This is a genomic window from Clostridioides sp. LIBA-6822 (genome assembly GCF_056688955.1).
In genome coordinates this window covers 1,992,452-2,016,209 of the sequence record NZ_CP196995.1, presented here as the reverse complement: position 1 = coordinate 2,016,209, position 23,758 = coordinate 1,992,452, and the positions used below count along the sequence as shown (strand labels likewise).

Below are 23,758 nucleotides of genomic sequence, written 5' to 3'. Positions count from 1 at the left end.
GTATCCTAAAATTATATTAAACTCTAAAATTGTGAGGTTATTTATGAAATTCTTAATGGTTTTTTTAGTATACTTTTTGATGTACATTTTACTTGTGCGTATTGGGAAAAGGCTTAATAAAGTATATCCATATAAAAATCATATTTTTACATGGATGATTTTAATTTTATTATCATTTTATATAGTTACAAATATAGCTGTTTTTTTTAAATCACTTATCTAATACTCTTGATTTTAAGGTATTATGATAAAATAAACTTCATTCTATGTAACTTGTCTTTAAAAGTTTTTTATGCAAATATTGTTATATAATTAAAAACTATTTTAAAATACTATGGAGGTGTCAATATGGAAGTATGTATTCTTATGGGAAGTCCTAAGAAAAAAGGTAATACTGCTGCTATTCTAAAACCTTTTATTGAGGAATTAGAAAATTATAATGCAAATATTGAAGTAATATGGTTATATGATTGTAAAATAGAACCTTGTATTGCCTGTAAGAAATGTCAGAAAAATTTATCCGAATTTGGATGTTATCACGAAGATGATGTTCAGAAAATTTTCAAGAAAATTCTTATGTGTGATTTAATTGTTTTTGCAACTCCAATTTATTCTTGGTACTGCACTTCACCAATGAAATCATTACTTGATAGATTAGTGTATGGAATGAACAAATACTATGGTGATGAAAAAGGACCTGCACTATGGGCAGGAAAATCATTAGCACTTATTACAACATGTGGATATAAACCTGAAAAAGGTGCTGATATTTGGGAAAACGGTGTTAAGAGATATTGTAAACATTCTCAGTTAAAATATATAGGAATGCTTGTTGAGCGTGACTTAGGTAAACCTAATTTCATGGATACAGAAAAAGAAGAACATTCTCGTCAATTCGCAAAACAAATTTATAATGTTTTAGATAATTCATCTAATGCAGATAACTGTTAAGTACATAATGCTATAAGTAAAATGTTAATAATTTAAGTAAAGCTTATATAATTTAAAATTTATATAAGCTTTACTTTAATATATTTTATTCTCCAAGTGTTATATTATTTATACCATTATTTTTAACTTCAATAACTGGATGCCCATTTCCTAAAATATAATCTTTAGACCAACCATCTGGTAACTTATTTAATCCATTTCCAATCAACTTCAAGTGTAAATTTGCTGGTTCTTTTTTCAAGTTCAATTTAAAGATTCCATCAAAGTTATCTTTGCCATCTTTGCCAAATAAACTTATATCTCCGCTTATGTTCGTAGCTGTTACATCTACAATTCCATCATTGACTCTAAATTTTATTTCAGATGATATAGTTTCAGCTGTTACACCTGAAATACCATCATTAGTATTTATATTAAAAGGGTATGTTACACTACTATCGACAATTTTTGCAATTCCATCATTAACATCAATTGTAGCTCCACCTTTAATATTATAAAGTTGCACTACACCGCTTTCAACATCTACGTTAAAATTAGAATACACTTTATCAGGAATCCCAATTCTTATAACATTTACCATTTTATCCTTATTTGCACTTATCATATTATCGCCATTCATATCTTGTAAAGAGCTATCTTGCTTCTCTATTTTTTTCTTAGCACTTACGACCAATTTCCCACTTTTTATATTATTAGAAGATTCCTCTTTGTTCACAGAAAAAGTACAATTTTTTTCATTAGTTACACTTACATAATCAAATTCGAATTTATTAGTATTTGTCTTTTCAACAACTACACCTAAATTATCTATCTCTATAGATACTTGAGAAACTTCATTCCCTTCAATTGAAGTTAGATGTTTTACAATATTAGGAGTTATGTTCATATCATTATATTCCACTACATCTAGACATTGTTTGTATGTATTAGCATCAATTCCTCCAACTTTTGTTATGCTTTTAGCTCCTTTTAGAACCCCTTTATTACTTCCATCAGCAACTAAAACAATTGGTTTCTCTTTAGCTAAAGGAGATAGTGTCAGTGCATCTACTAGTTGATAACCCTTTGTTATGTAAAAATCAGTTGCTCCATTATAAAATTTCTCTATTACCCTTTTATTAGTTTCAAATCTATCATTTCCACCAATTCTAGTTGCATTAGTTTTCTCTACTAAGTCTTCATTTATTGCAGACTTACCCCCTATAGCATAAACATTTAAGCCTTTAGCACTAAATGGAATTGATTTACCATCTGTAAGTATTATGGCTCCTTTGTTTTTTGCAGCTACAGGTGCTACACTCATAGCATCAGCCTCTCCTACAAATCCATTTGTCAGCATGACTTCTTCTACCTTACTTACTTCATTTATTTTTTTTGCTACATTGTAACTAGTTTCAATTCTATTATTTCCATTTATTCTTTCAACTTCAATACCTTTTCTTTTTATATCTTTTTCTACTGAATTTTCAATAGTATTATAACCACCAATTATATATACTTTTTTTACAGCATTCAAGGTCTTATTATCCAGTCTGTTTGAAGTAGCTTTTGGTATTTCATTTTTTTTAGTTAAAAGTATGGGTGCATTAATAGCCCCAGCTAACCCACTTGACGAAAGACCATCAGATAAGCTTTTATCTCCATTAACTAATATTACAGTATCATAAGTCTGCCTATCTGCTATAAGTCCTGCTGTTTCATACCTATCATTTCCTGTTATTGAATCCTCTTTAAACTGTGCATTTACAGTTAGATTATTTAAAAAAAACATGGTCAAAGCCAAAGTTGATATGCTTATTTTTTTACTGAATTTTTTGAATTTTTTATTCATAATCTCTACTATTTCCCCCTATAAATTAAATTCTTTAATTTGCTTATAACTTATCCTCTTATTTACAAATTATAACATAATTTTATAATCAAATATCTATTTTTCTAAAATTATAAGTCACTTTATATCAATTATTTTATTCACTATAAAATTTATTGGCTATAAAGCAAAAACTAAATTTATAATTAAGACTTTTATAAGCTTTAAGAGGTACTGTTATCTATTTTTAGCAATTAATTAGTAATAAATTTCATTTTTATCTTATTTTCTAACTAATACTTATACAGTTTTCATCATCATCTTACCACCATCAAATACATATTCAACCATATTATTTTCATATAAATATGTTATATAAGAACGTATTGTACTTCCAACTAATACATATTGATTAGCATCAAGTTTGACATTATATAAATCACACATCTTTTCAATAACTTCATCAATCATAATTGGTTCAAAACAAACTTTTTTAATATTATCTATTATTTCCTCCATTTTCTTTTTATTAGTATCAATTAAATTTTTTATATCTGTCATTTTAACAGAATGACTTGGAACAAAAAAATCCGCTTCTAAAGTTCTCATTTTATCTAGCGTCTTAAATTGTGATTCTATGTCTAATAGAAAGAAAAAATGATATTTCGTAATTATATTTTCTGGTGTAAGACTATCTGCAACAAACAAAACATTATCTGGCGTTCTAATACCAATCATTTCAAAATAATGACCTGGAAGAGAAATTGCTTCAAGTTCTGTATCTACAATTTTTCCATTTGAAGGTATAATATAATCAACTTCACTTTCTTTTGCTAATAGAAACTTGTTTTTAAGTGCTTTACTTGGATAACCTCCATATAAGAATGCTGATTCTAGTATTGGATTTTCTGTAAAATATCCTTCCATTTTAGTTGTAGCAATCTTGCATTTTGTCTGATTCTTCAAGTATGCATTTCCTCCTATATGGTCTGCATTTGAATGAGTGTTTATTATTAATTTAGGATTTAAATTATGCTCTTCTAATAATCTTAGAACCTGTCTAGCTGTATCTTTGTTATTTCCACTATCAATTAAAATCGCATCATTACCATCTGCATATACACCTACTATTGTAGGGAGTGGAATATAATATGTGTTTCCTTTTATATGTTCTAGAGTTAATTTAGCCATTTTATAACCTCCCTTTAAATTTATTTTTAATTATATCATTAATTTTCAGAAAATTCCAATCAAATTATTTTTATAATATATTTTTATTTTTTTTATTAAAAATTGGAAAAACTATATAATATATATTATAATCTATATATAAGGAGTGATGTTATTGAAAAAAGATAGAATAACCTTTTCAGAAATTTTAATATTAATTGTAGGCTGTATATTAATGGCAATTTCTCTTAACTTGTTTTTTAATCCACATGCAATTGCTGCTGGTGGTATAACAGGACTTGGAGTTGTTTTTAACTCATTATTTGGTGTAGAACTTTGGATTGTCAATTTAATTTTAAATATTCCATTATTCATATTCGCTTACAAGATACTTTCAAAAAAAGATTGTTTTAAAACAGTTTTAGGAATAATTTTTCTTACTATAGCACTTAAACTTACTGCAAATATGGCTACACTAGATATCACAAATGATATGTATCTTGCAATTATATCTGGTTCTATTTTAATGGGAGTTGGTCAAGGTCTTATTTTTAGAATAAATGGCTCTACAGGTGGAACTGATTTGATGGCACTCCTACTAAATAAATATTTTCCTACATTTAGTATACCTGTTTTGATGGGAATTGTTGACTGTGTCGTAGTAGTTCTATCAGGTATAGTAAATAGACAGGTTGAAATTGCACTTTATTCAACTGTAGCTTTATATATTTTAGTAAAAGTTAGTGACTTACTTATTGAAGGATTTAATTATTCAAAATCATTCACTATCATATCTGACCTTTCAAAAGATATAAGTAAAAAAATAATGGAAGATTTAGATAGAGGTGCAACTATTCTAAAAGGCGAAGGTGCTTATACTGGAGAAAATAAGAATGTACTCTTAGTGGTAGTTGAAAAGAAAGAAGTTGTCGAATTAAAAAAATTAGTAAAAAATGTCGACCCCAATGCATTTATTATAATTACAGATATACATGAAGCTTTGGGTAATGGATTTAAAAAAATAGAATAAGTACAAAACAAATGGCAGGCATAATTAATATATATAAACAGAGCTTTTTATATATTAATTATGCCTGCTTTTAAACTTCTTTTTTATCTTATTATCAATAATTGGTACTGGAATTACCATCCCAATTAGACTAATTATAATATTTATCAAACTTAAATATTCAGGACTTATTTCTATAAACATCTTATTAAAAAAAATAACAATTGCCAAAATAATGCCTGTAATAATCCATATATTTGCCCCATAACTATGTGCATAATCCCAAGCCTCTTCAGATTTCATTGACTCTTTAGTTCTATATCCATGAAATTTATTTATATCTTTTGGAGCTCTATATTTATATGAGATTCCTATTAATATAATCATTATTGGTACTATCATATCGATAATCCAAAATATTTCCATCGTAACTACCCCCAGACTTTATATGAATTTTTCTAGCTATACTTGAACTTAAATATAACATTCTAAAATTTTATAATTATTATCCTCAATTATATCATCTGCTCTATTTTATAACAATCAAATTTGAATCCAACGGTATAATACCACAGTTTATTTTAAATCATATAATAGCAATCTATTTAAATTATAAAAAACTTACATAATTATATAATAAATAATATATATATAGCCAAATCGGTCTAAATATGTATATAATATATCTAATATAATTCTTACACTTATAAGTACCAATAAAAATTAAAATACAGAAGGAGAACTAAAAATGAGTGTTAGTTTACAAAAAGGACAAAGAGTAAGTTTAGTAAAAGACAATAATCCTGTAAAAAATGTGATTGTAGGATTAGGATGGGACATGAACAAAATAGGTAGAAAAAATTACGACCTAGATGCATTTGCGATAGCATTGACTAGCCAAGATAAGATGAGTTCTAAGAGTGACTTAGTTTATTTTGGTAATCTTAAGCATCCTTCTAAAGCTATCATACACACTGGAGATAACTTAACTGGAAGAGGTGAAGGTGATGATGAACAGATAATGGTTAATTTAGATGATATTCCAGAATATGTACATAAGATAGTTTTTGGAGTCTCTATATTCAAAGCTAACAAAAGAAATCAAGATTTCGGTCAAATGAATAATTCTTTTATAAGATTAGTTGATGCAAATTCTAAACAAGAATTATTTAAGTATAACCTTCAAGAAGATTTTTCTGGTAAAGTCACAGTTTTGGCAGGTGAAATTTATCTCAGAAATGGAGAATGGAAATTTAATGCTTTAGGTATTGGTCAAAATGAAGAACTTCGTGAATTAACTAATATATATAGTTAATAATAATTACAATAAAAAATTTATAATAAGGAGTTGTTTTAAATGGGTATAACTTTGGCAAAAGGACAAAAAGTAAGTTTAACAAAAACTAATCCTGGTCTTAAAAAAGTAGTGGTAGGATTAGGATGGGATACTAACAAGTATGATGGTGGATTTGATTTTGATTTAGACGCTTCTGCATTTTTAACTGGTGCCGATGGTAAAGTTACAAATGATGGAGATTTTATATTCTATAATAATTTAAAACATGCTTCTGGAGCAGTTGAATATATGGGTGATAATAGAACAGGTGTTGGTGAAGGTGATGATGAACAAATAAATGTGGACTTATCTAAAATACCACAGGATATTGCTAAAATATCTTTCACTGTTACTATAAATGAAGCTATTACAAGAAGACAAAACTTTGGACAGGTTGAAAATTCATATATAAGAATATACAATGAAGAAACTAATGAAGAGCTTATTAAATATGAATTAGGTGAAGATTTTAGCATAGAAACAGCAATAGTAGTTGCAGAACTGTATAGACACAATGAAGAATGGAAATTCAATGCTTTAGGCTCTGGTTTTGAAGATGGTCTTGCAGGATTATGTGGAAATTTTGGTGTTAATTTAGGCTAATATTAACTTAAAATAGCAAAGATATTTTTTAGACTAAAGCTATTTAAAAATATAATAACTAATAAAAAGAAGAGCATATTAATATACTCTTCTTTTTATTAGTTATTATATTTTTAATATATTATAAAACATTTATTTTTTTATTCTTTTTTCTCATTTGTTTTTTTCCAAATTCTACTGAAATATCAAAAAACGATGAAATGTTTTCTGTAAAAAACTTATTTTTATGATATGCAATATCGAATGTTCTCTGTAAATTAATACCTTCAATATCACAGGACCATAAAAGATGCTTTTTTAAATAGTCTTCAACAAGCAATTCAGATATAACTGCAATACCAAAGTTATCTACAACTGCTCTCAATATAGCTTCAGAATTATAACACGACCATTTAATATTCATTGGTATTTTCAATTCTTTTAGCTGACTTTCTAGCTGTGCTCTTGTGCCACTTCCCAACTCACGCATAATTAATGGTTGATTTGAAAGTTCTGAAACGTTTATGTAATCTCTTTTGTAAAATTCATGCTTATTAGAACATATAAGCACAAGATGGTCATTAATAATGCTTTTTGTAACAATATCTGGATGCTTTATTTTACCTTCTACAATTGCAATATCTAATTCACTATTAAGTAGTTTCTTTGCAATCAACCTTGTATCCTCTACAAATACTTCTGGTTCTAGCAAGGGATTTACCTTGTATAATTCTAATATTATTGGACTTATTACACATGTTCCAACAGTTACTGTAGCACCAACTCTTATACGAATGTTTTTTGCACAGTGTTTCATGCAATCATTCATTTCTTCATTTATAGATAAAAGATGCCTTCCATATCCAAGAAGTTTTTTCCCTGCTTCTGTTAAGTATAATTTTTTTGAAATTCTATCAAATAACTTAACTCCATACTCTTTTTCTATTTCTGAAATAACTTGGCTAACTGATGACTGTGTAATATACATATTTCTTGCTACTTCACTCATTTTACCACACTCGGCAACCTTAACAAATATCTCAAGACTGCGAATAGTCATATTATCACAACCTTAGCAAACATTAGTAAATACTTATGATTTTATTAATATTTTAGTATTTTACAAATGTATTGTCAAGGACTATAATTTTAGCATAGAGTTATAAAAGAGATTGGAGTGTGATATATTGTGAAAGTATTAATTATAGGTGGAGTTGCTGCTGGAACAAAGACTGCTGCAAAAATAAAACGTGAAATGGGTGATAACTGTTCTGTTACGATTCTAAATAAAGGTGAAGATATTTCTTACGCTGGTTGTGGTCTACCATACTATGTTGGAAATGTAATTGAGGATAAATCATCTTTAATTGTAAATACACCAGAAAGTTTTTCGAAGCTAACAGGAGCAGAAGTTCATTGTGGAGTTGAGGTTACATCTATTGATAGAAAGGCAAAACAAGTAAGCGTGAAAACGATTTCAACAGGAGCAGAAGAAAATTTATGCTATGACAAACTTGTAATTGCTACAGGAGCAGACCCAATAAAACCGCCAATACCTGGTATTGACCTATCTGGAGTATTCTTTATGCGTACTCCAAATGATGCTATAACACTAAGAGATTCTCTTGGAGATGGTGTTAAAAGAGCTGTTGTTATTGGAGGAGGTTTTATTGGTCTTGAAATTGCTGAAAACCTTTCTGCAATGGGTATACGTGTAAGTGTTATTGATATGGCTGAACATGTTATGCCTGGATTTGATACTGACTTTGCTGAATATGTTGAAAATCACATGGCTGATAAAGGTATAATGATTTTTACAGGTGACCAAGTTGTAGGTATTGAAGGTCAAAATAAGGTCGAAAAGCTTCGTACTAAAAATAGAGTTATTAAAACAGATTTGGTAGTTATGTCAGTTGGAATTCGTCCTAACACAGATTTTCTAAAAGACACAGATTTAGAATTTGCTCCAAATAAAACACTTATTACAGATGAGTATATGCTTACAAATGATAAAGACATCTATGCAGTTGGGGATTGCGCTTTTGTAAAAAATGCTTTAACAAATAAACCTACATGGTCACCTATGGGCTCATCTGCAAATCATGAAGGTAGGATTTGTGCACAAAATATATCTGGCAAATCTAAAACTTATAAGGGTGCCCTTGGAACAACTGTAGTAAAATTGCCTGAACTCAATGTAGGTAAGACAGGTTTAAGTAAAGAAGCTGCTGAAAAAGAAGGTTATAATGTTTGTTCTGTAACTATAGCGACTGATGACAAAGCTCACTATTATCCAGGTGCTTCTAATTTTATTATAAGAATGGTTGCTGAAAAGGATACTAGAAAATTATTAGGTGTTCAAGTTATGGGACCTGGAGCAGTCGATAAAATAGTAGATATCTCTGCTACTGCAATAACTTTAGGAGCTGACCTTTATTCACTAGAAAGTATGGACCTTGCATATGCACCACCTTTTTCAACTGCTATTCATCCATTTGTCGTATCAGTAAATGTTTTACAAAACAAACTAAATGGAGAACTCGATAGTGTTTTACTTGATGAAATAGAAGACTTCGACAGCTGGACTAAACTAGATGTTTCAAAAGCTCCTTCTATTCCTGGTTTACGTTATCTTCCTGTTGGTGAGATTAATGGAGAAATTGAAGGTCTTTCTAAGGATGAAAAAATTCTTCTTATATGTGCAAAAGGTAAAAATAGCTATATGGCTCAAAATCGTTTAAAACGATTTGGCTATACAAATACAAAAGTTCTTGAAGGCGGAATACTATTTTATCCAAATCTTAAGGTAATGGAGGATTAATTATGAGTAATATTACAGCAGAACAAAAAAAAGAATTAAAAGGTAGAGGGTTTTTACCAAGTAGAGATGGAGAACATTTTGCAGCACGTATAATAACTGTAAATGGTGTAATAAACACAGCTCAAGCAAAAAAAATTGCAGAAGCTGCTGAAAAATTTGGAAATGGTCAATTAGCATTTACTACTAGATTAACAGTAGAATTACCTGGTGTGAAATTTGAAGATATTGAAGCTTTAAGTGAATTTATTGCTAGTGAAAATCTAATCACAGGTGGAACTGGCTCAAGAGTTCGTCCTGTTGTAGCTTGTAAGGGTACTGTTTGTGTTCATGGATTAACTGATACACAGGAACTTGCTGCTGAAATACATCAAGAATTTTACAAAGATTGGTATGATGTAAAGCTACCTCATAAATTTAAAATTGGTGTTGGAGGGTGCCCTAACAATTGTATTAAACCCGACTTAAACGATCTTGGAATTGTTGGTCAACGTGTACCTGATTACGACTCTGAACTTTGTGTTGGTTGTAAAAAATGTGCTGTTATGGAAGTCTGTCCTGTCAAAGCAGCTAAATTAACAGATGAAGGTAAACTTGAAATAGACAGCAATCTATGTAATAACTGTGGTAAATGTATAGAAAGTTGTAATTTTGACAGTATTGAAGAAAAAGAATCTGGTTATAAAGTATATATTGGAGGAAAATGGGGCAAATCTGTTCGTCCTGGAACACAGATTGATAGATTATTTTCAAAACAGGAACTTATGACTTTAATTGAAAAGGCAATTCTTTTATTTAGAGAACAAGGTAAGACAGGTGAACGTTTTGGAATAACAATTGACAGAATTGGTGTTGATAAATTTATAGAAATGCTTTTATCAGATGATGTTTTGGAAAGAAAAGAAGATATACTTGATGCTCTTTTACACCTTACAGGTGGAGCTCTATGCTAACAAAAAAGGTTTTAATTGTATAAATAACATTGACATATGTAAAAAAATTTAGTTAAGAATAATTAAAAAAGTAATCATTGTAAATAATTTGTAAAGATATATTTATTTATATCTTTACAAATTATTATTTTATAATAACTATTTATTAATTCTATTCTAATTATATAAAATACACAATAATTAATAATATCCGACATTATTAATTTTGAATTGTATTAATTGAAAAGTTAACTATCCCACTATTTCCATCTTGATTTACAACCAGATACCATGTCCCTGTATTAGGCACCCTCATCCTGCATAAATTTTTCTTAGCAAATCCACCATAGTAATCATAATTTTTTTGATTTTTAAATTTTACATAGTTTATATGATCTAGCAATATTACGTTAGCTTGTTTTTCTAAATTTACTTCTACAATATCCCCTTTTTTTAGATTCATCTTGCTATAACTATATTCCATTAAACTACCCCTCCAGTATCGAATAATCTTTGTTATTTACTCATATCATATATATGAAAATCCATTTAAAATATTATAAATACTATACAATTGCATTATTATCCAGTTTTAACCTTGTCTACTACAACCCAAAGTTTATTAAAAATATTATTGGCAACAATTTCTCCATCCCATACTACTTTTTCTTCTTTATTTTCTAATAAAGCATAATACCCAGAGTCAGAACTTTCATCTTTATAGACTGTAACGTAAAATTCTTCATCACTATATCCGGGCTTATCTTTAAAGTCTTCAGATATTTTACATTTTAATATATATCCTTCTAATTTTTCCTCTATAAACAAATCGAATTCCTCCAATCTCTATAATCTCTATATTTTTACTAATTATACCATATTATGCTATAATCTTTGTATTTTATTGGAAATTTCTATTTTTTCTTTATTTCATAAATAAATTATATAAATTTTCGTTTTTTTACTTTATATTATATTAATTATTTCTTTTATTTTAATATATATTTCTTTATAATTTATAAATTTACTCACTAGTTTATATAGCTTTATCTAGACGAATATAGCAACTCACTTTATATTAAACAATTTACATTTTCTTAATTTCTATATTTGTATTTTTTCTTGTCAATTATTATTTTTTAAAGTAATTTATATTAATTAAAATATAATTAAATTGATTTAAATATTATAATAAAATCATTATCTATTGAAAATAACATAAAAAAACAAGTATTCTATAAAATGCAAAATACTTGTTCTTTATAATTATTTTTGATTTTCTAGCATTTCATTTAAAGCATCGTATGTGAAATTTATTATTTCTTCACAACTTACTTTATTTTTTTTCAATGATGCACATATTTCTGTACTGTATTTTCCTCTTACTCTATTCATTAATTCTCTTGAATACTTTCTTGCCATATTTTCATCCAAATTACTATTTCTTCCATTTAAGTAGCCTATTATAACAATAGCTGCGTTTACAGCTCCACATACACTTCCAACAGTAATTCCAACCCCCATACCACTTCCTATAGAAATCGGTATATCTGTGTTATGTTCTTCATTATATGATTTTATTAATGCCTCTGCACAAGTGTATCCTTGGCTATGATATATTGATGGTCTTGTCATTTTTATACTTCCTTTCAGATTTTATTTTACATATTTTATCATTACTTAATATAATAATATCAATATTTTTATATCCATAAACTCTAACTTATATTTACGATAGGTAAATTTATAGTTTTCTAAATTTAAATTACTTTTTTATGAAATTGCCTTCATTAAATCTTTCAGATGATATGCTTTTATTATATCTTAAATTTATTTTAGTTTCTGTGACTTAGTCACACAATCCATATCTATTTACAATAATTTAATCTAATTTTCCAGTATTATATGATATACCCTTATGTATTAATTATAATGTTTCAGACAGTAACTAAACTCTATTAAATTAAGCAATATATTATTGAGTTTAATTCTTTGTATTTAAACAAAAGATTTGCTAAAATAAAAATAAGCAATACTACATAAATCAAACCCCGAGGAGGTTGTCAAATTGAAAAAAATACTTATAACAGGTGCATTAGGACAAATAGGTTCAGAATTAACAATAAAACTTAGAAATGAATATGGAGAAAAAAATGTAATTGCTAGTTCAAGAAGAATAAAAGAAGGGAATCCTGTGTGTGAATCTGGTATATTTGAAATATTAGATGTTACAGATAAAAATCACTTCTTGGAAATTGCAAAAAAATACGATGTAGACACTATAATTCATCTAGCCTCTTTACTTTCTGCTGTTGCTGAAAGTAAACCTTTAGAAGCATGGAATTTAAATATGAATGGATTAATAAATGGTCTTGAAGTAGCTAGAGAATTAGATTGTAAATTTTTCACACCTAGTTCAATTGCTGCATTCGGTGAAAATTCTCCAAAAAATATGACTCCTCAAGATACATTACAAAGACCTAATACTATGTATGGTGTGACTAAAGTTTCTGGTGAGTTATTGTGTGATTATTATCATTCAAAATTTGGAGTAGATACTAGAGGAGTTAGATTCCCAGGCCTTATTTCTTATGTTACTCCCCCTGGTGGAGGAACTACAGATTATGCAGTTGACATATATTATGAAGCATTAAAAAATAAGAAATATAAATCTTATATAGCAAAAGGTACTAAAATGGATATGATGTATATGCCTGATGCACTTCAGTCAATAGTAGATTTAATAGAAGCTCCAGCTGATAAACTTATTCATAGAAATGCTTTTAATATTACTGCTATGAGTTTTGCTCCTGAGGAAATAGCCGCTTCTATAAAAAGATATATTCCTGACTTTGTAATAGAATATGATGTAGACTCTGTAAGACAAAGTATCGCTGATTCTTGGCCTAATTCTCTAGACAGCAGTAGTGCAGTAAAAGAATGGAATTTTAAATTTAATTACGATTTAGATAAGATGACTAAAGATATGTTAGAAAAATTATCAGAAAAAGGAATAGGTAAATTCTAAATATAATTTACTTCAAGTAACCTATAATGGCGAAATTCCTCTTCCTCTCCATAGGAGGTAGAGGATATAAGCCTAACCGATAGGTTATTTCTTTTGATTGATTTTCATAAAAATGTATTCTATTATTAAATCAGTAGTAAAAACTAAAAGGAAAGGAAAAGCTACTATTTTAAGTGTAGTAAAAAATTTGCTTGAATTTTACTACACTTTATATAATATATTATAAGTAGCAGGGACTAATATTGCTAAACTTAAGAGAAATTAGAGAAGAAATAATTAAAAAATATATAGGTGATAATTTAATTTCTGAGCTTACAGAAGAATTAAAGAACATACTTATAACTGATTTGCAGTCTAACCCATTTAAAAGTAATATTGAACTTAGTATAATACCAGCAAATATAGAAATATTTAAAAAAATAGAAAGTACATTGCTAGACTCTAAAGTTAATTTAAAAATGGGCTGGGAAAGGATACTTATAAATTACATACTAAAAGATTTATTTGAGTTAAATTACGAAATAAATAAAAGTTGTAATGAGCCTTTGATGTTTAGAATCATTATATCTATTGATTCTTATGATGCTTAATCTTACTAAATAATATACATGAGGATGTGCTTTATATTTATGAAATACAAGTTATTTATAGACTTTGAATTTAATATATTGGATGATAATAAAAACAAATCAGAATATAGTGGAGCTGAATTAATTTCAATTGGTGGAGTTTTAGTTGATAATGAATTTAATATAATGGATGACTATTATTCTTTAGTTAAACCAAAATATAATGAAATACTTTCAAATAAATGTAAAAAACTCACTAAATTAAACCAATTAGATATTGATAATGCTCCTAATCTTTTATATGTTATGGATGATTTTTATAAATGGTTTTGTAAATTTAATGATATTACAATATATAATTGGGGTGATTTTGACATTGCTGGTCTTCTAAATTCATTTAGAGTATATAAATATACTGGTAAATGCTTAGAATTATTTAATATGATGATTGACATTCAACCTTTTATCTCTCAACATATTACATACAATAATAGAATCTTATCTAAACAATTATCTTTACTGAATATGAAAAAGATTTTTTCTTTAGAAGGAGATATTAAACATAACTCACTTTCAGATGCTATGGATTTAATGAATGTATGTAAAGGCTTTTACCTTAACTACCCTAAAAATATCAATACTCTTGAAGAATTATATGATAAATTACCTCCTATCAAAACTCCTTTATATTATATCCCATACTTTGAAGATGAAAATTTTGAACTTAAATTCGATAAGACTCCAGAAGATATAATAATATATCTTAAACAAATATTAAATATACTAAATATAAGTAAAAAAGAAATCTATTTTAAAAAAAGAAGTGTGTTAGTAAATAACACCAAAATTATTAATTTTAAAAATCTATCTTCTTCTTTTAAATTAACAAAACTCAATGAATTTGAAGAATACCCTGATTTTATCTTAAAATTAGGAGATAAAAAAAATTTTGTTGAATCTGTTGTTAAAATAAATAAAAGCAATAGAAAATCTATAAAAAATTTAATATTAAAGTTATCAAGAACACCTTAAATAATTGAATTCAGTTATTTAAGGTGTTTTTATATCTTGAATTAAAATTTTTATACGGGACATAATAACTAAATGCAAATATTTTTTAAAGGAGTAATTATAGATATGACAGTAGTATTAGTAAGAAGTATTATATTATACATAACAGTGCTAATTGCGCTTAGAGTCATGGGAAAAGGTGAGATAGCTGAGATGAACTGTTTCGATTTAGTTATAACACTTTTAATTGCGGAAGTTGCATCTGTTCCAATGGAAAATAATAATATACCAATTATAAATGGCGTTGCAGCAATAACTGGACTTGTAATTATGCAGACTCTAATTTCATTCCTATCATTAAAAAGTAGAAAATTAAGTTCATTTTTATCAGGTAAACCTTCTATACTAATAGATAAGGGAAAAATTGTATATAAAGAACTTAAAAAAGAAAGAGTTAGTATAGATGAATTGTTAGAACAACTGAGAATTCAAGGATACTTCAATCTAAGAGATGTCCAGTATGCCATTTTGGAGACTGATGGTAATTTAAGTGTTGTACCAGCATCGAGTTATAATAGTACTCCTCCAAGAGCATTTAATCATTTACCAATTCCACTTATATTGGATGGTAGGATAATAAATAAAAATTTAGATATAGCTGAAAAAGACACTAATTGGTTAATGGGTATCTTAAAATCTAACCACATAGAAACTTTTAAGGATGTTCTTATTTGTGTTTTAGACGAAAACGACAAAATATTTATTCAAAATAAAAAGGGTGATTAATATTGAAATCTACAACATTTGTTATAATATGGGCTATTTTATTCTTATTATTTGGATTTTACATTAATAATAAACTATATGATTTTACAGAGGGCTACAAAGATAATATGTCTATTTTGGAAAAATCTATAGAAAATGAAGATTGGGAAAAAGCTCAAAAAGAAGCTGATTCCATATCTACAAGATGGGACAAAGAAAGAAATCATTGGTATAAAGTTTTAAACCATGAGTACTTTGATGAAATAGGTCTAAGATTTAATATTCTTGATAAGGCAATTTATACTGAAAATAAATTAAAATCTTTAGAAGAGGTTGAAGGTATAAAGACATATTTAGGAAATATTGTTGAAAGTGTCAAATTTGATATCAATTATATATTTTAATAACTTAAAACAAGGATATTGATAAAAGTAATATAATCTATATCCTTGTTTTCTGCTTTTATGAAGCATATTAATAGCATATACAGATTTTTTACTCTAAAATTTGCAATAGTTATTGCTTTTACTTATAAGTTATTACTATCAAAATAAATTTTAAAAGCTTCTCCAATAAACTTAGATGCACCATCACCATATTTCTTATCATTTACTTTTATAAATGTAGAATTTGATAAATAAAGTTCTGCCATGTAATCAAAATATCTTTCTCCATTATCTATTTCATAAAAATCATTACTCTTTTTCATTTCATTGTCTATTTCTTTAACAATACTCTGAACCTCTTTTGATGAACAATCTCTACTTAAATCTGATACAAGCTTTTCATACAATAGATTTATTTTAGGCTTTTTATCTCCTAAATAAATCTCTAGGGTTTGTCCAATAAACTTTCCTGCTCCACTTCCATATTTTTCATCTACATCCTTTATCCACATAGGATTTATTAAATAATTTTGTACCATGTAGTACCAATTATCATCTCCAGTATCCATATAAAAAATTTCGTAATCTTTCTTAGATATATCGGTTATTTCTTTAGCTATCTCTTGAAGTTCTTTTGAAGAAGGATTCTTATTTAAGTCTTCTACAAGTTTTCTATATAATTCTTTTAATTTAGGATGTTTTTCTTTTAAACAATCATTTTTATATATATCAAATTTTTCTCCTAAATTCAATATATCACTGCTAAAGTTTGTTTTTATAGCCTTGGCAAACTTCTCAATAGTTCCATATTGCTTTATAGCCATTTTAGCAATTTTTTCTTCACTAGATTTAACTTTTTCAATAAATTCATCATATCTTTCTACATTACCATAAATTTTAATTATCTTATTTTTATGCTCTCTTTTAAACTCCTCTAGCACACTAAAATACTCACTCATATCAAATTCTTTAAAATTAATAGTACCCTCTCCTTTTATAGTTTTATTTATAAGTTCTATTAATTCATCCAATCTTTTTCGTTTTAAGATGAGTAACTTCTTTTGATTTTTTAAAGCTTCTACTTTATCAAAGTATTGGCTTGACATTATCTCTTTAACTTCCCTCAAAGGTATGTCAATCTCTTTAAAAAATAAAATTTGTTGGAGAGTCTTAATAGCTTCATCATCATAAAGCCTATATCCTGCATCTGTAATTTTATTTGGTTTTAAAAGACCTATTTCATCATAGTAGTGTAATGCTCTGATGCTTATTCCTGTCAAATCTGAAACCTGCTTTACTGTTCTCATATCAACACCTCAAAACTTGATTTTATAGCTATCAATATTTACTAATACATTCAAGCTATATTTTCATATTACACTATTACGTTATGTTAGGGTCAATAAAAATATCTTTTATACGTCCAGAATTGAATATACTGTTTTCATATTCTTCAAAATTTCAGAAAACAGTAAAGGAAGTTGTTCTATATCATCATCCTTTTGAGTTAAATAATCTATTATAATATTAGATATTATCTCAATTATAGTAGCACACTTATCAAAAATCTCAGCTCCTTGTATGAAAGAGTCATTTTTATATTCAGCTCCAAGCTGATTAAGCATTCTACTCATTTTATCAAAACCACCTTTAAATTTGACACTATCTTGTTCTTCAATTCCTCTAATTGCATTTGGAATGGTTGGCACTGTCCCAAAAAACATAACCATATTAGATAATATCTTATCATAATCATCTTTTTCTAGTTCATTTTTCCATTGTGGTAATTCCTTGATAAATTTTTCAAAACCTTTGTATCCCAAAAATCCTTTAGGTGGATTTAAAAACATATTGCTCTTTATAGCAAGTGCTTCTCTTGCAATCTCATATTTATTCTTTGAACCATTCATTCTAACTGTACAAATAGTATTTGCCTTACTCAACCCTAAATAACTACAATTCATACTTTGACGTAATTCGTCATAAGAAAGATATAATAACTCAGTTCTTCCACAATCATACAAGTATATTCTTCCTTCCTTATCGTCATACCCTACCATTAATATGTAATGAAAAGGAATATGCTCTTTATGATATAACTTCTGATAATATGGTAAATAATACATATCTAAAGCTCCTAAAACGACTGGATACCCATCATCAATTTCAGACTTCGCTTTTTTTAATGCTTGCTCATATCTTCTAAACTCATGATGTTTGTATTCAAAACCAACAATTGGTGCTAAAAATTCATACATCTTTTTTGTTCTTCCATCTCCCAAAGCTACCATTCTTTTTAATTCTGCTTTATTTGTTTTCATATAACAAAAGGAACCAAAACCTGATAGCAAAAAGAAAAAATCGTTTGGAAGGTATTCTCCTGTTTTATTTATATATAAATCTTCTATACCATTCCACATACACTCATAATCATGTGAATGATGCTTAATTTCAATTATTTTTCTCATATAGTCTATCTCCTCACTATAAATTTTTATTAGATTTAGTATAAACCCTCTTACAATGAGAGAGTCAATAGCTCTTATACTTATAAAGTTTATATTTAAGGACATTACATTTTTATATTACTAAGTTATTTGAAATTATAATATATCTTATTCTATTGTGTATTACATAATAGAATAAATCTAAATAAAAAAAGAGCATATAAAACTAAAAATAGTTTTTATACGCTCTTAAACAATTTATTATATTATTTTCCAGCTTTCATAGCTCTGATTTTTAATGGTAAAGTAAATAAATTAATAAATCCTTCTGCATCTTTGTGGTCATAAAGTTCACTATTTCCAAAAGAAGATATTCCTTCATCATAAAGAGCATTTTCAGTAAATATTCCAGCAGGTTTTATATTACCTTTATAAAGTTTAACTTTTACTGTTCCTGTAACATTGTCTTGAGTTTGCTCCATAAATGCATCTATAGATTCTCTTAACTTACAATACCATAATCCATTGTAAATAAGTTCTCCATATTTATAAGATACCATTTGTTTAAAATGTAATGTATCCTTGTCTAGAGTAGCACTTTCTAAAATATTATGTGCTTCATAAAGAATTGTTCCTCCTGGAGTCTCATATATACCTCTTGATTTCATACCAACAAGTCTATTTTCAACTATATCTATAACACCAATTCCATGTTTACAACCTAATTCATTTAATTTATGAATTAATGCAACTGGAGGTAATTCTTCACCATTTACCTTTTTAGGCACACCCTTTTCAAAGTAAACTTCTACATATTCAGCCACATCACATGCATCTTCTGGGTCTACACATTGTTTGTAGACATCTTTCTTATGTTCATTTTGTAAATGCTCTATATCTCCACCTTCAGTTGATACATGCCAAAGGTTAGCATCTACTGAATATATTTTAGTTTTAGTTGCTGTTACCTTTATATTGTGTTTTTCAGCATAATCTATAGCGTCTTCTCTTGATTTTATATCCCACATTCTCCAAGGTGCAATAACTTTTATAGTTGGGTCAAGAGCTGCAATTGTAGCTTCAAATCTAACTTGGTCATTACCTTTTCCTGTGCATCCATGACATATATATTTTGCACCTTCTTTATGAGCAACTTCAACTAGTTTTTTAGCTATTATAGGTCTTGCTAAAGAAGTTCCTAATAAATATTTCCCTTCATATTTAGCTTCTGCTTTTATAGCCTTAAATATAGTTTCAGTTACAAATTCTTCACTTATATCATCCACATATGCCTTTGATGCTCCACTTTGTAAAGCTTTTTCATAAACATCTTCCATTTTATCTTCTTGACCTACATTTCCACAAACAGCTATAACATCTATGTCTTCATAATTTTCCTTTAACCAAGGTATTATTATTGATGTATCAAGACCTCCTGAATATGCTAATACTACTTTTTCCTTCATTTTCAATTCCTCCCAATTTAAATTATGATTTTTATTTTTTATTTAATAGAAATTCTTAATATTGAATGATTTTGAGAATTTAAGTTCACTTAAAATCATTTTAATACTAAAAAAACCTCTCAGTATTTTAAAATACTAAGAGGCGAAATATCCGCGGTACCACTCTTATTGATAAACTTAGCTAATCAATTAGCAAATGTTCAACATACTATATAAACATTAGTAATTAAATATATTAAAAAACGCCTCTTGGAAAAACCAAGAGACGAAATATATCCGCGTTACCACTCTAATTGATAAGATAAACTTATCCACTCTTTCTCTTAAGGCGAGATTACCTACTAACATACTAAATTCAATTAGCATCCTCCAAAGTTCTTTTCACCAATACTCATTTGCTAAGCTTCCACCATCCTTAGCTCTCTATAAAACGCATAGAAGTTACTCTCTTTCTCACAGGATTTAAATATAAACTTTTTCATAACTCTCTTATAAAATATATAATAGTTTATTTTTCCATTTATGTCAACTATATAATTTATTTTATTTTTATTTCAAGAATATTTTCTATAGAATTAACTAATATCTTACTTTCCAAAGACATAACCCTTTAGCTGGTGCCGTATCTGATGATTGGCTTCTATCCTTCGATTCAAGCATATACTTAATATCTTGTGGAGCTTTTCTTTTAAGACCTACATCTATCAAAGCACCCACTATTATTCTTACCATGTTATACAAAAATCCATTTCCTTCTATGTATATTTCTATAACATTATCATCTTCTTTTATATTTATTGAATAAATTTCTCTTATATTTGATTTTTTCTTAGACTTAGAAGAAGCAAAACTAGTAAAATCGTGTTCTCCTATTAAATATTCACTTGCTTTTATCATTCTATCTAAATCTAATTTTTTACTTACATGAGTAGCATATCTTCTTATAAAAGGATTATGATATTTGTTATTGTCAATTTTATACATATAAGTCTTTGATTTTACATTATATCTTGAGTGAAATCTTTCATCAGCTTCTTCAACAGTTTTTACAACTATATCTTCTGGCAAATATTCATATAAGTATTTTTGAATTTTGTCCACTGAATCCATACAATTTGTTCTAAAATTTATCACTTGTCCTCTAGCATGAGCTCCCATATCAGTTCTTCCAGAACCAATTATCTCAACTGTTTCATTAGTCATTTTACTTAAGACAGTTTCAAGTTTTTCTTGTATAGTCATATTATTGTCACCTAGTTTTTGGTATCCTTTATATCTTGAACCATCATATGCTACTATCATTTTTATGTTTCTCATATTAATCCTCTTTCTAAGAATTTATGCTTGTTTAGCAAATTTATTTTTTATATTAAAAGTTATTTTTGTTCCAACATTCTTTTCACTTTCTATTTTCATTCTTCCACCATGAAGCTTTACAATTTCATTACTAATTGCTAAGCCTAGTCCACTACCAGCTTTATTATAATCTTCTTGGAAGAACTTATCTAATACTTTATTTAGATTTTGCTTTTCTATACCTGAGCCGTTATCTTCAACTGATATGGTCGTTATATCTTCATTTTGAGAAGCTACAACTTTTATGTAACCACCTTGACTAGTAAATTTAAATGAATTCTGTATTAAATTTATAAGAACTTGTCTTAATCGGTTCTTATCACCTTGAATGTTCTCTATAAACTCATTTTCAAATTCAAACAAAAGTGCTATATCTTTTTCAGCAGCTTTAACTTTAAGTTGATTTACAACACCTACGACTAAGCCTTCAACATCAACTATATCAACATGAAGTTTTATCCTATCTGAAGAAAGTCTTGAAAAGTCTAATAACTCTTCCACAAGTTTTATAAGCCTTTCTGTTTCATCTTGTATAATACCCAGACCTAAATCTAACTCTTCTCTTGTTATACTTTCATAACCTAAGGTTTCACTCCATCCCTTTATAGATGTAAGGGGAGTCCTTAGTTCATGTGATACAGAAGATATAAATTCTTCTTTTAATTTTTCACTCTTATCAATCTCATGTGCCATATGTTCAAATGTCTGTGCCAAATCACCAATCTCATCATCTACAATTTTCATGTTTTCTAATTTTATATTATAATTTCCTACAGCTAATTCATTTGCAAATTTCTTTAATTCTCGTAATGGTTTTATAAGAGTCTCAGCAAATTTAAGACTTATTAATATAGCTATTATAAGTATAAATATTCCAGCTAATATAAGCCATGTAGCTTGTTTTAATATCGCATTATCAATAGCATCTAATGAAACTGTATATCTAACAACACCTTCTATTATATTATTTACCTTAAGTGGCAGAGAGATACTCATAACATGTTCTCCTGTATCTGGTATTCTATAAGTATATGGTGTTAAGTTTTTGGTCTTTATATCTTTTAGTGCATTATTGACATCTTCATAATTTGCTTTTTCTTTACTCTTAAAACCATATTGGTCTAATATAATATTTTTATCCTTATCTATTATTGAAATTCCAAATTCTGAGTTCTTAGTTAATGGTTGTTTATCAAATATGTTTTTTACTTTTTTCTCAAAGCTTGTAGTTTCCATTGTAATAGCATTATATTCATCAGCATATTTTATTTCAGATTCAAGTAGTTGTTTGACAGAATCATAGTAGTAGTTTTGTATATAAAACATGAACAATCCTTCAAACAGAGTAACCATTATAATAATTATTATAAAGTAGTTTTTTATTACTTTCTTTCTCAGACCTTCAAAATGTAACACTATTATTCTTCCTTTCTAAAACAGTATCCATAACCCCAAATAGTTTGTATATATTTTGGCTTTGATGGGTCATCCTCTATTTTATTTCTTATCCTTCTTATATTTACATCTACTATTTTAAAATCATACAAGTAATTAGTTCCCCAAACTTCATCTAATATTTGGTCTCTACTTAATGACTGCTTGGCATTTGATATCAGATATTTCACTATTGAAAACTCAGTTGGAGTAAGCTCAATTTCCTTTCCATTTTTAAATAGCTTTCTTTTATCTATATCAAGTATAAATGGAGGAGAAACTATCTCACTTGACTTAACATTTGAATCATCCTTTGCTACTCTTCTAAGAAGAGCTGAAACCCTAACTAAAAGTTCCTTTATACTAAATGGTTTTATGATGTAATCATCTGCTCCTGAAATAAATCCTTCTATTTTATCATCCTCTTGGGCTTTAGCAGTAAGCATTATTATGCCTACTTGGTCAAAGTTTTCCCTTATAAATTTACATACCTCTATTCCACTTATATCTGGAAGCATCACATCTAAAAGAGCTATTGTAATATCACTTTCTGTTGTCATTTTTTCTATAGCTTCTCTTCCAGTACCTGCCTCAACTATCTCATAACCTTCTCTTTTTAAGTTTATACTAACAAAACTTCTAATACCAATTTCATCTTCTAGTATAAGTATCTTTTCCTTCATAAAAT

At 27.5% G+C, this 23,758-nt stretch carries 24 protein-coding genes and 1 other annotated feature; of the genes, 11 read left to right on the top strand and 13 right to left on the bottom strand.

Translation table 11 applies throughout. From position 1 onward, the window contains the following. The first annotated feature begins 348 nt into the window (after window positions 1–348). Window positions 349–951 (top strand): flavodoxin family protein, encoded by a 603-nt coding sequence (locus ACTG48_RS09670; RefSeq protein WP_479918696.1) that lies wholly within the window; start codon window positions 349–351, stop codon window positions 949–951. 85 nt (window positions 952–1,036) lie between these two features. On the opposite strand, the gene ACTG48_RS09665 is transcribed toward ACTG48_RS09670, so the two are convergent. Beyond that, window positions 1,037–2,782 carry a cell wall-binding repeat-containing protein gene (locus tag ACTG48_RS09665; RefSeq protein ID WP_479918695.1) on the bottom strand — a complete coding sequence of 582 codons (1,746 nt, stop codon included), beginning with the start codon at window positions 2,780–2,782 and terminating at the stop codon, window positions 1,037–1,039. A gap of 279 nt (window positions 2,783–3,061) precedes the next feature. Continuing rightward, entirely contained in the window at window positions 3,062–3,952 is an 891-nt protein-coding gene (locus ACTG48_RS09660; protein WP_479918694.1) for an MBL fold metallo-hydrolase, read from the bottom strand. Between the two features lie 148 nt (window positions 3,953–4,100). Between ACTG48_RS09660 and ACTG48_RS09655 the strand changes: the two genes are divergently transcribed. Further along, window positions 4,101–4,961 carry a YitT family protein gene (locus ACTG48_RS09655; protein ID WP_479918693.1) on the top strand — a complete coding sequence of 287 codons (861 nt, stop codon included), beginning with the start codon at window positions 4,101–4,103 and terminating at the stop codon, window positions 4,959–4,961. Between the two features lie 54 nt (window positions 4,962–5,015). Here the strand turns inward: ACTG48_RS09655 and ACTG48_RS09650 are convergent, their stop codons facing one another. After that, on the bottom strand, window positions 5,016–5,366 hold the full coding sequence (locus tag ACTG48_RS09650) for an SdpI family protein (RefSeq protein WP_479918692.1): 351 nt from the start codon (window positions 5,364–5,366) through the stop codon (window positions 5,016–5,018). A gap of 322 nt (window positions 5,367–5,688) precedes the next feature. Here ACTG48_RS09650 and ACTG48_RS09645 point away from each other — a divergent pair, with 322 nt between their 5' ends. Both ACTG48_RS09645 and ACTG48_RS09640 read left to right on the top strand, forming a co-directional pair. Further along, window positions 5,689–6,255, top strand: coding sequence for a TerD family protein (locus tag ACTG48_RS09645; protein WP_479918691.1), 567 nt, complete (start codon window positions 5,689–5,691; stop codon window positions 6,253–6,255). A 42-nt stretch (window positions 6,256–6,297) separates the two neighbouring features. Then, window positions 6,298–6,879 carry a TerD family protein gene (locus ACTG48_RS09640; protein ID WP_021384599.1) on the top strand — a complete coding sequence of 194 codons (582 nt, stop codon included), beginning with the start codon at window positions 6,298–6,300 and terminating at the stop codon, window positions 6,877–6,879. 121 nt (window positions 6,880–7,000) lie between these two features. Here the strand turns inward: ACTG48_RS09640 and ACTG48_RS09635 are convergent, their stop codons facing one another. Further along, the gene (locus ACTG48_RS09635; protein WP_021384601.1) at window positions 7,001–7,918 is read right to left on the bottom strand and encodes a LysR family transcriptional regulator; all 918 of its coding nucleotides are present in this window, start codon (window positions 7,916–7,918) and stop codon (window positions 7,001–7,003) included. Window positions 7,919–8,047: 129 nt separating this feature from the next. Here ACTG48_RS09635 and ACTG48_RS09630 point away from each other — a divergent pair, with 129 nt between their 5' ends. Both ACTG48_RS09630 and ACTG48_RS09625 read left to right on the top strand, forming a co-directional pair. Beyond that, window positions 8,048–9,679, top strand: a complete 1,632-nt coding sequence (locus ACTG48_RS09630) for an FAD-dependent oxidoreductase (protein WP_479918690.1) — start codon at window positions 8,048–8,050, stop codon at window positions 9,677–9,679. Window positions 9,680–9,681: 2 nt separating this feature from the next. Continuing rightward, a complete protein-coding gene (locus tag ACTG48_RS09625; protein ID WP_479918689.1) occupies window positions 9,682–10,629 on the top strand; it encodes a 4Fe-4S dicluster domain-containing protein in 948 nt (315 codons plus the stop codon). Window positions 10,630–10,828: 199 nt separating this feature from the next. Here ACTG48_RS09625 and mrpB read toward each other — a convergent pair whose 3' ends face one another. The 3 genes from mrpB to ACTG48_RS09610 all read right to left on the bottom strand — a co-directional run bounded on the left by mrpB (window position 10,829) and on the right by ACTG48_RS09610 (window position 12,243). Continuing rightward, on the bottom strand, window positions 10,829–11,092 hold the full coding sequence (gene mrpB / locus ACTG48_RS09620; protein WP_021384598.1) for a DUF1883 domain-containing protein MrpB: 264 nt from the start codon (window positions 11,090–11,092) through the stop codon (window positions 10,829–10,831). Between the two features lie 98 nt (window positions 11,093–11,190). Continuing rightward, window positions 11,191–11,436 carry an MrpA family protein gene (locus tag ACTG48_RS09615; protein WP_021384604.1) on the bottom strand — a complete coding sequence of 82 codons (246 nt, stop codon included), beginning with the start codon at window positions 11,434–11,436 and terminating at the stop codon, window positions 11,191–11,193. A gap of 438 nt (window positions 11,437–11,874) precedes the next feature. Next, window positions 11,875–12,243: a C-GCAxxG-C-C family (seleno)protein gene (locus ACTG48_RS09610; RefSeq protein ID WP_021384579.1), complete on the bottom strand. Its 369-nt coding sequence runs from the start codon at window positions 12,241–12,243 to the stop codon at window positions 11,875–11,877. A gap of 433 nt (window positions 12,244–12,676) precedes the next feature. Here ACTG48_RS09610 and ACTG48_RS09605 point away from each other — a divergent pair, with 433 nt between their 5' ends. From ACTG48_RS09605 to ACTG48_RS09585, 5 genes are all read left to right on the top strand, one after another. Further along, window positions 12,677–13,636 carry an L-threonine 3-dehydrogenase gene (locus ACTG48_RS09605; RefSeq protein ID WP_021384587.1) on the top strand — a complete coding sequence of 320 codons (960 nt, stop codon included), beginning with the start codon at window positions 12,677–12,679 and terminating at the stop codon, window positions 13,634–13,636. Between the two features lie 242 nt (window positions 13,637–13,878). Further along, on the top strand, window positions 13,879–14,226 hold the full coding sequence (locus ACTG48_RS09600; RefSeq protein ID WP_021384581.1) for a hypothetical protein: 348 nt from the start codon (window positions 13,879–13,881) through the stop codon (window positions 14,224–14,226). 39 nt (window positions 14,227–14,265) lie between these two features. After that, window positions 14,266–15,237: a 3'-5' exonuclease gene (locus ACTG48_RS09595; protein ID WP_479918688.1), complete on the top strand. Its 972-nt coding sequence runs from the start codon at window positions 14,266–14,268 to the stop codon at window positions 15,235–15,237. A 105-nt stretch (window positions 15,238–15,342) separates the two neighbouring features. Continuing rightward, window positions 15,343–16,002 carry a DUF421 domain-containing protein gene (locus ACTG48_RS09590; protein ID WP_021384595.1) on the top strand — a complete coding sequence of 220 codons (660 nt, stop codon included), beginning with the start codon at window positions 15,343–15,345 and terminating at the stop codon, window positions 16,000–16,002. 2 nt (window positions 16,003–16,004) lie between these two features. Beyond that, complete coding sequence (locus tag ACTG48_RS09585) at window positions 16,005–16,385, top strand: DUF4363 family protein (protein WP_021384574.1); 381 nt, start codon at window positions 16,005–16,007, stop codon at window positions 16,383–16,385. Between the two features lie 125 nt (window positions 16,386–16,510). Here the strand turns inward: ACTG48_RS09585 and ACTG48_RS09580 are convergent, their stop codons facing one another. From ACTG48_RS09580 to walR, 6 genes are all read right to left on the bottom strand, one after another. Further along, entirely contained in the window at window positions 16,511–17,674 is a 1,164-nt protein-coding gene (locus ACTG48_RS09580) for a MerR family transcriptional regulator (RefSeq protein WP_479918687.1), read from the bottom strand. A 108-nt stretch (window positions 17,675–17,782) separates the two neighbouring features. Beyond that, window positions 17,783–18,835, bottom strand: coding sequence for a BtrH N-terminal domain-containing protein (locus tag ACTG48_RS09575; RefSeq protein ID WP_479918686.1), 1,053 nt, complete (start codon window positions 18,833–18,835; stop codon window positions 17,783–17,785). A gap of 245 nt (window positions 18,836–19,080) precedes the next feature. Continuing rightward, window positions 19,081–20,280: an argininosuccinate synthase gene (locus tag ACTG48_RS09570; RefSeq protein WP_479918685.1), complete on the bottom strand. Its 1,200-nt coding sequence runs from the start codon at window positions 20,278–20,280 to the stop codon at window positions 19,081–19,083. Window positions 20,281–20,538: 258 nt separating this feature from the next. Beyond that, window positions 20,539–20,746 (bottom strand) — a binding site (T-box leader). 113 nt (window positions 20,747–20,859) lie between these two features. Beyond that, window positions 20,860–21,597 (bottom strand): tRNA pseudouridine(38-40) synthase TruA, encoded by a 738-nt coding sequence (gene truA / locus ACTG48_RS09565; protein WP_479918684.1) that lies wholly within the window; start codon window positions 21,595–21,597, stop codon window positions 20,860–20,862. A gap of 21 nt (window positions 21,598–21,618) precedes the next feature. Beyond that, window positions 21,619–23,052: a cell wall metabolism sensor histidine kinase WalK gene (gene walK / locus ACTG48_RS09560; protein ID WP_479918683.1), complete on the bottom strand. Its 1,434-nt coding sequence runs from the start codon at window positions 23,050–23,052 to the stop codon at window positions 21,619–21,621. A 2-nt stretch (window positions 23,053–23,054) separates the two neighbouring features. After that, the gene (walR, locus tag ACTG48_RS09555; protein WP_021384573.1) at window positions 23,055–23,753 is read right to left on the bottom strand and encodes a cell wall metabolism DNA-binding response regulator WalR; all 699 of its coding nucleotides are present in this window, start codon (window positions 23,751–23,753) and stop codon (window positions 23,055–23,057) included. Window positions 23,754–23,758 lie beyond the last annotated feature (5 nt).